At 53.9% G+C, this 12,315-nt stretch carries 10 protein-coding genes; 5 read left to right on the forward strand and 5 right to left on the reverse strand.

Annotated features, from left to right (window positions below; translation table 11 throughout):
• Positions 1-12: 12 nt before the first annotated feature.
• Positions 13-2,184 carry a YgiQ family radical SAM protein gene (locus E1B03_RS22380; protein ID WP_103769726.1) on the reverse strand — a complete coding sequence of 724 codons (2,172 nt, stop codon included), beginning with the start codon at positions 2,182-2,184 and terminating at the stop codon, positions 13-15.
• Between the two features lie 199 nt (positions 2,185-2,383).
• On the opposite strand from E1B03_RS22380, the gene E1B03_RS22385 reads away from it, so the two are divergent.
• Positions 2,384-3,859 carry a TrkH family potassium uptake protein gene (locus tag E1B03_RS22385; protein ID WP_133086949.1) on the forward strand — a complete coding sequence of 492 codons (1,476 nt, stop codon included), beginning with the start codon at positions 2,384-2,386 and terminating at the stop codon, positions 3,857-3,859.
• A 16-nt stretch (positions 3,860-3,875) separates the two neighbouring features.
• Here the strand turns inward: E1B03_RS22385 and ftsP are convergent, their stop codons facing one another.
• From ftsP to E1B03_RS22405, 4 genes are all read right to left on the reverse strand, one after another.
• Positions 3,876-5,288 carry a cell division protein FtsP gene (ftsP, locus tag E1B03_RS22390; RefSeq protein ID WP_133086950.1) on the reverse strand — a complete coding sequence of 471 codons (1,413 nt, stop codon included), beginning with the start codon at positions 5,286-5,288 and terminating at the stop codon, positions 3,876-3,878.
• Positions 5,289-5,359: 71 nt separating this feature from the next.
• Positions 5,360-6,097: a 1-acylglycerol-3-phosphate O-acyltransferase gene (gene plsC / locus E1B03_RS22395; protein WP_003024540.1), complete on the reverse strand. Its 738-nt coding sequence runs from the start codon at positions 6,095-6,097 to the stop codon at positions 5,360-5,362.
• A gap of 195 nt (positions 6,098-6,292) precedes the next feature.
• Positions 6,293-8,551, reverse strand: a complete 2,259-nt coding sequence (gene parC / locus E1B03_RS22400) for a DNA topoisomerase IV subunit A (protein ID WP_103769730.1) — start codon at positions 8,549-8,551, stop codon at positions 6,293-6,295.
• Between the two features lie 118 nt (positions 8,552-8,669).
• A complete protein-coding gene (locus E1B03_RS22405) occupies positions 8,670-9,065 on the reverse strand; it encodes a YgiW/YdeI family stress tolerance OB fold protein (RefSeq protein ID WP_005123105.1) in 396 nt (131 codons plus the stop codon).
• 150 nt (positions 9,066-9,215) lie between these two features.
• Between E1B03_RS22405 and qseB the strand changes: the two genes are divergently transcribed.
• From qseB to E1B03_RS22425, 4 genes are all read left to right on the forward strand, one after another.
• Positions 9,216-9,875 carry a quorum sensing response regulator transcription factor QseB gene (gene qseB / locus E1B03_RS22410; RefSeq protein ID WP_133086951.1) on the forward strand — a complete coding sequence of 220 codons (660 nt, stop codon included), beginning with the start codon at positions 9,216-9,218 and terminating at the stop codon, positions 9,873-9,875.
• Positions 9,872-11,221: a quorum sensing histidine kinase QseC gene (gene qseC, locus E1B03_RS22415; RefSeq protein ID WP_133086952.1), complete on the forward strand. Its 1,350-nt coding sequence runs from the start codon at positions 9,872-9,874 to the stop codon at positions 11,219-11,221. The genes qseB and qseC overlap by 4 nt, the downstream gene beginning before the upstream one ends.
• Positions 11,222-11,330: 109 nt before the next feature.
• Positions 11,331-11,912, forward strand: a complete 582-nt coding sequence (locus E1B03_RS22420) for an NAD(P)H-dependent oxidoreductase (protein WP_043017635.1) — start codon at positions 11,331-11,333, stop codon at positions 11,910-11,912.
• Between the two features lie 30 nt (positions 11,913-11,942).
• Positions 11,943-12,257 carry a putative quinol monooxygenase gene (locus E1B03_RS22425; protein WP_103769733.1) on the forward strand — a complete coding sequence of 105 codons (315 nt, stop codon included), beginning with the start codon at positions 11,943-11,945 and terminating at the stop codon, positions 12,255-12,257.
• Positions 12,258-12,315 lie beyond the last annotated feature (58 nt).

Raw genomic sequence — 12,315 nt, forward strand, 5'->3', positions numbered from 1 at the left:
CGGCAAGACAGATTAGCGCCCAGCTACTTTCCCACGTTTTTTGTTCGCGGCAGGCGTCTGGCGCTGGTGCGCCACTGGCGTATGCTTAGTCAGCGCCGGACGAGTATGACGGTTCTGACGACGCGCTTCGCGCATCTCTTCCAGCGTAGGCGCCGGAACCAGACATTCGCGACGACCACCGATCAGATGCTTTTTACCCATATCTTCCAGCGCCTGGCGGATTAACGGCCAGTTGGCTGGATCATGGTAGCGCAGCAGGGCTTTATGCAGACGGCGCTGTTTATCACCTTTCGGCACCACCACGTCTTCACTCTTATAACCAATTTTACCCAGCGGGTTTTTCCCGGTGTAATACATGGTTGTGGAGTTCGCCAGCGGCGACGGATAGAAGTTCTGCACCTGATCGAGGCGGAAACGACGTTGTTTCAGCCACAGCGCCAGATTCACCATATCCTCATCACGCGTACCCGGGTGCGCGGAAATAAAGTACGGGATCAGGTACTGCTCTTTACCCGCCTGTTTAGAGTAGGTATCGAACAATTCCTTAAAGCGATCGTAGCTGCCCATCCCCGGCTTCATCATCTTCGACAGCGGGCCTTCTTCAGTATGCTCTGGCGCAATCTTCAGATAGCCGCCAACGTGATGGGTCGCCAGCTCTTTGATATAGCGCGGATCTTCAACTGCGATGTCATAGCGCACACCGGAAGCGATGAGGATCTTTTTAATGCCTTTCAAATCACGCGCACGGCGATAAAGGTTAATCGTCGGCTCGTGGTTGGTATCCATATGCGGACAAATATCCGGATAGACGCATGACAGACGACGGCAGGTTTGCTCCGCACGCGGTGACTTACAGCGCAGCATATACATGTTCGCCGTTGGGCCGCCGAGATCGGAAATCACGCCGGTAAAGCCCGGAACGGTGTCGCGAATGGCTTCAATTTCATTGATGATCGAATCTTCAGAGCGGCTCTGGATGATGCGGCCTTCGTGCTCTGTTATCGAACAGAACGAACAGCCGCCAAAGCAGCCACGCATGATGTTGATCGAGAAACGGATCATCTCATAGGCCGGAATGCGGCTGTCGCCATACGCCGGATGCGGCACGCGCTTGTACGGCAGCGCAAAGACGCTGTCCATCTCTTCGGTAGAGAGCGGAATGGCTGGCGGGTTGATCCAGATATAGCGATCGCCATGCTTTTGCATCAGCGCGCGCGCGCAGCCTGGGTTCGTTTCGTGGTGCAGGATACGTGACGCATGCGCATACAGCACTTTGTCGCCCTTCACTTTTTCGAAGGACGGCAGCAGCACGTAGGTTTTTTCCCACGGTTTCGGGCGCGGCGGCTGTACGGTGACCGCTTTCGCTTCCTGCTTTTTCGGGGCGACAGGTTTGTTGTCGGCACACGGCAAATCTTCGCCGTACGGATGCGGGATCGGGTCAATCTTGCCCGGTGTGTCGAGACGCGTGGAGTCTACCCCACTCCAGCCCGGCAGCGCTTCTTTAACCATAATCGCGGTGTTACGCACGTCGCGGATCTGATCGATAGTTTCACCCATCGCCAGACGATGCGCCACTTCCACCAGCGGACGCTCACCGTTGCCGAACATCAGCATGTCGGCTTTGGAATCCACCAGAACGGAGCGACGAACGGTATCAGACCAGTAGTCATAATGCGCGGTACGGCGCAGGCTGGCCTCAATACCGCCGAGAATAACCGGCACATCTTTCCATGCTTCTTTACAACGCTGGGTATAGACCAGCGTGGCGCGGTCCGGGCGTTTGCCAGCCACGTTGTCTGGCGTGTAGGCATCGTCATGGCGCAGTCGGCGATCGGCGGTATAACGGTTGATCATCGAATCCATGTTGCCTGCGGTCACACCAAAGAACAGGTTCGGTTTACCCAAACGCATAAAATCGTCTTTGTTGTTCCAGTCCGGCTGGGCGATAATCCCAACGCGAAAGCCCTGCGCTTCCAGCATACGGCCGCAAATTGCCATGCCAAAGCTGGGATGATCGACGTATGCATCGCCGGTAACCAGAATGATGTCGCAGCTATCCCAGCCAAGTTGGTCCATTTCGTCACGTGACATCGGCAAAAATGGTGCCGGGCCAAAACAGGCAGCCCAGTACTGCGGCCAGGAGAAAAGGTCTCTGTCCGGCTGGATCAGGGATATTGCGCTCATAGTGCTTCCAAAAATGGTAAAAAAATAATCAAAGGCCGGGGATTATACGCTGTATGTCGGCAAGAAATGAAGTGGAGTCTGAGCCAGACCAGTAGAAAGTTATATAAATTGTTAAATTTTACGACGATCATTTTTATCAATCATAATTAACACCATGCCAGCCAGCTGAGATAACTCTTTTTCGGCGGGGGATTTTTCATTGCGACTCAACGATTCACTGCATATTTCCCAGTTACGGGTTGTTGTTCACCTGTGCGGATTTCTGGTACTTCTCTATAGCTTTTCTATGCTGCCGCCGATGGCCATCGCTTTGTTAAACAAAGAGCGAAGTTTTTTCGCTTTTTTTAGCACATTTATGACTTTCTTTACCCTCGGCGGCGGGGCGTGGCTGGCCACCAAACATGCGGGAATTCAACTGCGCACCCGCGATGGCTTCGTGATTATCGTTCTGTTCTGGCTGCTATTTTCATTTATCAGCGCAATGCCGATGTGGATGGACGATGGCTTAAATCTCTCCTTTGCCGATGCCCTGTTCGAAGGGGTTTCCGGGATTACTACCACGGGCGCAACGGTGATTGACGACGTCAGCGCCTTGCCGAAATCGTATCTGTACTACCGGGCCCAGCTCAATTTTATTGGCGGCCTGGGCGTTATTGTCCTCGCCGTGGCGGTATTGCCGTTGCTGGGTATTGGTGGTATGAAGCTGTATCAGTCTGAAATGCCGGGCCCCTTTAAAGAAGAACGCCTCACGCCAAGGCTTGCGGATACCGCCCGTACCCTATGGCTGACCTACGTCATACTGGGACTTATTTGTACACTGGCCTACTGGGCTGCCGGGATGTCGTTCTTCGACGCCTTATGCCACGGGCTGTCGACGGTCTCTCTCGGCGGATTTTCTACCCGCAGCGAGAGCATCGGTTTTTATAACAGCCACGCTATTGAACTAGTCGCTGGACTGTTTTCACTGCTGTCGGCGTTTAACTTCACTCTCTGGTACGTTGCTATCGTGAAACGTACCTTCAAGCCCTTTCGTCGTAATGCCGAGCTGCGTTTCTTTCTGCTAATTGCGCTGGTTGTCACCCTGATCGCCACCTGGCAGGTCTGGCGGGCGGGCATGTACGGGATAACGGACAGCCTGGTGCATGCCTTTTTTCTGGCCAGCTCCATGCTGACAGATAATGGCCTGTCGACGGCAGATTACGCGCAGTGGCCTTCGCACACGATCTTCATGCTGCTCAGCGCCAGTTTCTTCGGCGGTTGTGTAGGATCAACCTGCGGGGGGATTAAGGTGCTGCGCTTTTTGATTATGTTCAAGCAGTGCCGTCAGGAGTTACACCAGCTTGCGCATCCCCGCGCCCTGCTGAACATCAAAGTGGGCAACAGCGTGGTAAGCGACCGGGTGGTGCGTTCAGTATGGAGCTTTTTCTTTCTCTACGTTTTGTTCACCAGCTTTTTTATCTGGGCGCTCAATCTGATGGGCTACGATCTCTTCTCCTCTTTCGCCACCGTCGCCGCTTGTATCAATAATATGGGGCTGGGATTTGGCGTTACCGCCACGACGTTTGGCACCTTAAATGAGGAGGCAAAGCTTTTGATGTGCGCGGCCATGATCATGGGACGTCTGGAGATTTACCCCATTCTGATCCTGTTCTCGCGCATGTTCTGGCGGGCGTAAAGCAAACCCCGGCGCGCTACGGCGCCGGATTCACCAGAATCTGTCCGATAGATCCCCGGTCCGCCATTTCCAGCGTCTGGCTGTTAAAGTAGAACGGGAAATGAGCCCAGGAAGGTTGTCCGTAGTAAACCAGTAATTCAACCTGACCGTCGACCCAGACGGTATCTTTCCAGCCTCTGTCTTCCGGGAACGGCATCGCGCCATTCACATTACGGATCAGGAACGAGACGCCTTCAATATGGAAAGACTGCGGCATATCCGCCCTTACCGTCCAGCGCTCCCAGGAGCCCTGCTGGGCGGTAATATCCATACGGTTGACGTCCCACAGCTGACCGTTAATGCCGGGATCGTCATCCAGACTGATATCACGGCTGCGAATCGGCGAACCGCTGAGGATTTCCGTTGGCAGCAGGCGCATGGGCAGGCTATCAGTCACCAGTGGCAGAAGACCCGTCGGGCGCAGCGTCAATACCAGCGTGGAGATGAGAATACTGGAAGGCTCAAAGAATCCGCGGATCCTGTCGACAATGCTGGCCGCCTCACCGCAGGTGATAGAGACCTCATTTCCGTTTGTCATATCCACCAGAATCTCACGGCGCTCGCCAGGCGCTAGCGAGAGCTGCTTTACCGAAACCGGCGCAGGTAAAAAGCCCTGATCGCTGGAAATCACATGCAGCGGCCGGCCATCGCTCATTTGCAGCTGGTATCGGCGCGAGTTTGACGCGTTCAGCAAACGCAAGCGCACCCAGCCACGGGAGACTTCGACATACGGGCTTTGTGCCCCGTTGACCAATAGCGTATCGCCGACAAAACCACCGCTGCCGGGCTCGCTGTATTCCGGCGTACCAAAGTTGTCCAGGCGCTTGTCCTGAATAATGATCGGAAAATCATCCACGCCATAGTGGTTGGGAATAGACAGTGACTTACTCACTTCATCTTCAACCAGCCACATCCCGGCAAGGCCGTTATAGACCTGCTGAGCAGTACGATTTGGCGTATTGGCGTGATACCACAACGTAGCGGCATTCTGGCGAATCGGCAGCACTGGCGCCCAGTCCGCATTAGGGGACATCATACGCGCCGGGCCGCCCATCAGCGGGCCTGGCACCTGTAGTCCGGCGACGGTCATCGAGACATTTTCAGTCAGACGGTTGCTGTAGATAAGCTTGACGTCATCCCCTTTCCAGACGCGAATCGTCGGTCCCAGGTAGCGACCGTTAATCCCCCAGACAGGTGCGCGCGTGCCTTGCGTGAAGGACCAGTGCGCACGTTGCAGCGTCATAAATAGCGGCTGCCCCCGACGGGACTCCAACAGCGGAGGTATGGGTAACGGTTGTTGCTGACCGGCAGCATTAGCCTTCAGCGGAACAGCACCTGCACACAGTGCGATCCCCGATGCCTGAATGAACTGACGCCGACTGAATGACATATAAACTCCATGAAAAACTGGCGATTAACACACAAGAAATACTTTCCTGTAAAAAAACCGAATTGCGCGGATTAAACCTTACCGGCGGCTTCCCGCTCAGCAACTTCTTTATCGAGTTCTGCGATTTTTTGTTCCATCAGCGTACGGCAATGCGCTGCCAGTTCACGAACCTGATCTTTCCCAAAGTGGCTAATATCCACCGGCGGCAGCATCTCTACAATCGCCAGACCATTATTGAGTCGGTTGAGTTTTATCTTGTTCGAGGTTGTTGAAACGCACACTGGAATGACCGGGACACCCGCCGCAATCGCCGCATGAAACGCGCCGGTTTTAAACGGCAGCAAACCGCGACCACGACTGCGCGTTCCTTCCGGGAACATCCAGATAGAAATGCGACGTTTTTTGAAATGGTTCACCACGGCTGCAATGGTGCTGTGCGCTTTGGCGCGGTTGTTTCTGTCAATCAGCAGGTTGCCGGTTAACCAATACAACTGGCCGAAGAACGGGATCCACAGCAGGCTTTTTTTACCTACCGTCACCGTCGGCGGCTGAACGATATTCGCAGCGGTAACCATGTCATAGTTGTTCTGATGGTTACAAATATAGATAGCATTACCATAGTTCTGCGCGTCTGCCGGCATGCGGCACTCGACCTTCAGGCCATAAAGGGGAGCCAGGCGGCCAAACATATGACCGAACGTTGCGACGTGTTTTGGATTTCGCGGGCTGAACAGACAATATATGCAACCGAAAATACAGACCAGAACGCAGTAAATAACAGTAATGATTAAACGAAAAATATATAACATAACAACCTCTAAGGCCTAAGAGCCTGGCATTTTACGTCACCTGATTCATCATGCAGTATCAGGTTAGGGCTTTGTTAAGGGCGGCTCTCTGGAAAAGCGTATTGTTAATCGCAACGCACGAATAAACAACGGTTTCACGGGAATTTTTAACGTTGACTCTCCCTGGGCTAACCCAGGGAGAGTCGGACGGTAGCGTTATTCTTCGCTGTCGCCGTGACTGGCGCGTCGAGGCGAGTCAATATCAATGCTGTCGATACGCTGCAGACCACGCATTAGCGTACCGCGACGGCCACGCTCGCCGGTTACTTTCTGCAACTCTTCAGGACGCAGTTTAATTTTGCGCTTACCGACGTGGATGGTCAGCGTGCTTTGTGGCGGCAGCACGTAGAGCTTCGCCAGGCCATCTTCGCCTTTCGCCGCTTCCGCTGAAGGGATATTGATAATCTTGTTCCCTTTGCCTTTCGACAATTGCGGCAAATCGCTTACCGGGAACATCAACATGCGACCGGCCTGGGTAATTGCCAGCAGCATATCGGTTTCATCTTCAATCACCACGGGCTGCATCACGCGCGCATTTTCTGGCAGCGTAATCAATGCCTTACCAGCACGGTTACGTGCTACCAGGTCATTGAAGGTGCAGACAAAACCGTAGCCCGCATCGGACGCCATCAGCAGTTTCTGATCGTCGCCTTCCATCAGCATGTGCTCAACCGTCGCGCCCGGCGGCAGCGTGAGCTTCCCGGTCAGCGGTTCACCCTGACCACGCGCCGACGGCAGCGTAATCGGGTCGATGGCATAGCTGCGTCCGGTTGAGTCAACGAACACCACCGGCTGGTTGCTCTTACCCTTCACCGCCGACTTATAGCTGTCACCGGCTTTATAGCTTAATCCTGGCGCATCGATGTCGTGGCCTTTCGCGCTACGCACCCAACCGCTCTGAGACAGGACAATGGTCACCGGCTCTGACGGCAGCATGTCGTGCTCGCTCATCGCCTTCGCTTCTTCACGTTCCTGCAGCGGAGAACGGCGATCGTCACCATAGGCCTCGGCGTCAGCCTGCAGTTCTTTCTTCAGCAGGTTACTCATTTTACGCTCGGAAGCCAGAATACCCTGCAGCTGATCGCGCTCTTTCGCCAGCTCATCCTGCTCACCACGGATTTTCATCTCTTCGAGTTTGGCAAGGTGGCGCAATTTCAGCTCAAGGATAGCTTCAGCCTGGGTTTCAGAAATACCAAAACGCGACATCAGCTCGGGCTTAGGTTCATCTTCATGACGAATAATTTCGATCACTTCGTCAATGTTGAGGAACGCCACCAGCAAACCTTCAAGGATGTGTAGGCGTTTAAGCACTTTTTCCAGACGATAGTTCAGGCGACGGCGCACGGTATCGCGACGGAACGCCAGCCATTCGGTGAGGATCTCCAGCAGGTTCTTCACCGCCGGACGCCCATCAAGACCGATCATGTTCAGGTTGATGCGGTAGCTTTTTTCCAGATCGGTGGTGGCAAACAGGTGGTTCATCACCTGCTCCATATCCACGCGATTGGAGCGCGGGACAATCACCAGACGGGTCGGGTTTTCGTGATCCGATTCGTCGCGCAGGTCGTCTACCATCGGTAGCTTTTTATTGCGCATTTGAGCAGCGATCTGCTCCAGCACTTTTGCCCCGGAAACCTGATGCGGCAACGCGGAAATCACCACCGCGCCGTCTTCTTTCGTCCATACCGCACGCATACGTACGGAGCCGCGTCCATTTTCGTAAATCTTACGAATTTCCGCACGCGAGGTAATGATCTCCGCTTCGGTCGGGTAATCCGGCCCCTGCACGATGTCCAGCAGTTGATCCAGCGTCGTTTTCGGCTGCTCAATCAGGGTAATCGCTGCTTTTGCCACTTCACGCAGGTTGTGCGGCGGAATGTCCGTCGCCATACCAACGGCAATACCGGTCGTGCCGTTCAGCAGAATATTTGGCAGACGCGCAGGCAGCATCTTCGGCTCCTGCATGGTGCCGTCGAAGTTTGGTACCCAGTCTGACGTTCCCTGACCGAGTTCACCCAGCAGAACTTCTGCATATTTAGACAGGCGGGATTCGGTATAACGCATCGCCGCGAAGGATTTCGGATCGTCCGGCGCCCCCCAGTTCCCCTGCCCATCAACCAGCGGATAACGGTAAGAGAACGGCTGCGCCATCAGCACCATCGCTTCATAGCAAGCGCTGTCGCCGTGCGGGTGGTATTTACCCAGTACGTCACCGACGGTACGGGCGGATTTTTTAAATTTGGCGCTGGCATTCAGCCCCAGTTCGGACATCGCGTACACGATGCGACGCTGAACGGGTTTCAAACCATCGCCAATAAACGGCAACGCCCTGTCCATGATGACGTACATGGAGTAGTTCAGATAGGCGTTTTCCGTGAATTCATGCAGCGCCAGGCGCTCTGCCATATCGCTCATTAATCGTGGTTCCTCAACTTTGTACCCCTCTATTGAAGGGCAATATTGCCGCAGATACTACCCTATCTGGCGTGTTGAGTCACAAAGAAAAGGGCCGCGAATGCGGCCCAGATGGGGATTATTTGGCAACTTTGGTAATCTGTTTCACGTCGATTTCAACGGAGTTCCAGTCTTTATCCACTTCGCCCTGGATTTCAACCACATCCTGCGGCGTGACGGTTACGCCGTTCCAGCGCTTGTGGTCGATATCCACATTCACCGTGCCAGTCGCATCTTTAAACACATACAGGTCGTCGGAAATACGTTCAACGATGTTCCCACGCAGAGTAACCCAGGTGTCATCACGCAGCGATTTAGCGCTTTCTACCGTTGTGCTGCTACCGTTCGGGCCAACAAATCCGCCGTTTTGGCTTTGCGTGGTGGTTGTTGGTCCAGAGAAGCCGCCCTGCTGAGCTGCCAGAACAGGTGCGGAACACAGTGCCATTACGGCAACCATTGCAGCTAATTTTTTCATCGTCATGTCTCCCTTTCATGTTGGTTTACGACTATTAAATAAGTTAATCCTTAACAAGTTCTTAAGGCAAAAAAAGATACTTTTTTGCTGTACAGAGGCTGTAGCCACAGGTTTACTGATGGTAAAGAAAGCGGCGGCAGGGAAGAACATATGCGTATTTTACTGATCGAAGATGACACATTGATTGGCGATGGCCTGAAAACGGGTCTGAGTAAAATGGGTTTCAGCATCGACTGGTTTAGCGAAGGTCGTCAGGGGAAAGAAGCGCTGTATAGCGCCCCTTATGATGCGGTTATCCTCGACCTGACGCTGCCAGGCATAGACGGACGGGACATCTTGCGCGAATGGCGAGCCAACGGGAAGCAGGAACCGGTGCTGATCCTGACCGCTCGCGACGCGCTGGCAGAACGCGTTGAAGGCCTGCGCCTCGGCGCAGATGACTATCTGTGCAAACCCTTTGCGTTGATTGAAGTTGCCGCGAGGCTGGAGGCGCTGGTGCGCCGTGCCAGCGGCCAGGCCAGCAACATTTTGCGCCATGGTCAGGTGACGCTCGATCCCGGCGCGCTGGTCGCCACGGCGGCGGATGAACCTCTGTCTCTCAAACCTAAAGAGTTCGCGCTGCTGGAGCTGCTGATGCGCAACAAGGGCCGCGTCCTGCCCCGCAAACTGATCGAAGAAAAACTGTATACCTGGGACGAGAACGTCTCCAGCAATGCGGTTGAAGTACACGTCCATCACTTACGCCGTAAGCTCGGCAGCGACTTTATCCGTACCGTGCATGGCATTGGCTACACCCTGGGTGACGCATGAAACTCACACAACGCCTCAGCCTGCGCGTCAGGCTAACGCTTATTTTTTTGATTCTGGCTTCAGCGACCTGGGCCGTTTCCAGCTTTGTGGCCTGGAAGCAGACTACCGATAATGTCGATGAGCTGTTTGATACGCAGTTGATGTTGTTCGCCAAACGGCTCAGCACGCTGGATATCAGTGACGTCACCACCTCAAGCACTATGGCCCGCACGCCGAAGAAGCTCAAGCACGGCCATATTGATGACGACGCGCTGACGTTTGCCATCTTTACCACCGACGGAAAAATGGTGTTGCACGATGGCGACAACGGCCAGGATATTCCCTACAGCTACAGCCGGGAGGGCTTTGCCGATGGTCAACTTAAGGGTGACAACGATTCATGGCGTTTTCTATGGCTGAATTCCGCTGACGGCAAGTACCGCATTGTGGTAGGCCAGGAGTGGGAGTATCGGGAGGATATGGCGCTCTCGATTGTCACCGCCCAGTTAACGCCGTGGTTGATTGCGCTGCCGCTGATGTTGCTGATCCTTGTGGTCATGCTGAGTCGTGAACTCAGGCCGTTAAAAAAACTGGCGCAGGCCCTACGCTGGCGTTCGCCGGAATCGGAAGAGCCGCTCGACCCGAAAGGGGTGCCAAGCGAAGTGCGCCCGCTGGTTGAATCGCTCAATCAGTTGTTTACTCGTACCCATTCCATGATGGTGCGTGAACGCCGCTTCACTTCTGACGCCGCCCACGAGCTGCGCAGTCCGTTGACCGCGCTGAAGGTGCAAACCGAAGTGGTGCAACTGTCAGACGACGACCCGCAAACGCGGGAAAAAGCGCTGGTGCAGCTGCATGCGGGAATTGAACGCGCCACCCGACTGGTCGATCAGCTCCTGACGCTTTCGCGCCTCGACTCCCTCGATAATCTTCAGGATATGGCGGAAATCTCACTGGAGGAGCTACTGCAATCCGCGGTGATGGACATCTATCATCCGGCCCAGCAGGCGCACATCGATGTGCGTTTGCAGATTAACGCGCACGACATCACGCGTACGGGACAGCCGCTGTTACTCAGCCTGATGGTACGAAATCTGCTGGATAATGCGATCCGCTACAGCCCGCAGGGCAGCATTGTGGAAGTGACGCTCAACACCCGCAATTTTAGCGTCAAAGATAATGGTCCTGGCGTTGCGCCGGAGGTCCTTACACACATCGGTGAACGCTTTTATCGTCCACCGGGACAAAGCGTGACCGGCAGCGGTCTCGGCCTGTCGATTGTCCGCCGTATTGCGACTTTGCATGGGATGTCAGCCTCATTTGGCAATGCCCCAGAAGGTGGCTTTGAAGCAAAAGTCAGTTGGTAATTGGGTTATTATTGCTCAAAAAGCAAAAGACTTTGCACATTTTGCTAATTTCACCGCACCGTTGGTGGGAGTAAAATCATCCTCAAACGTATTTCTTTGAGGACACAAAATGAGCAACATTCTGATTATCAATGGGGCGAAAAAATTCGGCCATTCTAATGGTCAACTGAATGACACCCTGACCGAGGTCGCGGACGGTATCCTGCGCGACCTCGGACATGATGTTAAAGTCGTACGCGCAGACAGCGATTATGACGTTCAAACAGAAGTGCAGAACTTTGTCTGGGCCGATGCGGTTATCTGGCAAATGCCAGGCTGGTGGATGGGCGCACCGTGGACCGTGAAAAAATACATCGATGACGTGTTTACCGCAGGTCACGGCACGCTGTATGCCAGCGATGGTCGTACACGTTCAGATGCCTCTAAAAAATACGGCTCCGGCGGGCTGATTCAGGGCAAAAAATACATGCTGTCTCTGACCTGGAACGCACCGATGGAAGCCTTCACTGAAAAAGATCAGTTCTTCCATGGCGTTGGCGTTGATGGCGTTTATCTGCCATTCCATAAAGCAAACCAGTTCCTCGGAATGGAAGCGCTGCCGACATTTATCACCAATGATGTGATTAAAATGCCGGACGTCCCGCGTTATATCGCAGAATATCGCAAGCATCTGAACGAAATTTTTGGTTAACTGGTAACCTGGAATTAGAAGGAGTTAACCATGCTTACCGTTATTGCAGAAATCCGTACACGTCCAGGTCAACATCACCGCCAGGCGGTACTGGATCAGTTTGCTAAAATCGTTCCGACCGTACTGAAAGAAGAAGGCTGCCACGGCTACGCGCCGATGGTCGATCATGCTGCTGGCGTCAGTTTTCAGACCACGGCTCCGGACTCAATCGTGATGATTGAACAGTGGGAAAGTATTGCGCATCTTGAAGCGCATTTGCAGACACCGCACATGAAAGCCTATAGCGAAGCCGTGAAAGGCGACGTGCTGGACATGAATATTCGTATTCTGGAGTCTGGCATTTAAGATTGTCGATTTGCCGGATAACGCCACAAGCAGACGTATCCGGCTTATAGTCCAATCC

Origin of the sequence: Citrobacter arsenatis, from assembly GCF_004353845.1 — a bacterium.
Taxonomy (GTDB): domain Bacteria; phylum Pseudomonadota; class Gammaproteobacteria; order Enterobacterales; family Enterobacteriaceae; genus Citrobacter; species Citrobacter arsenatis.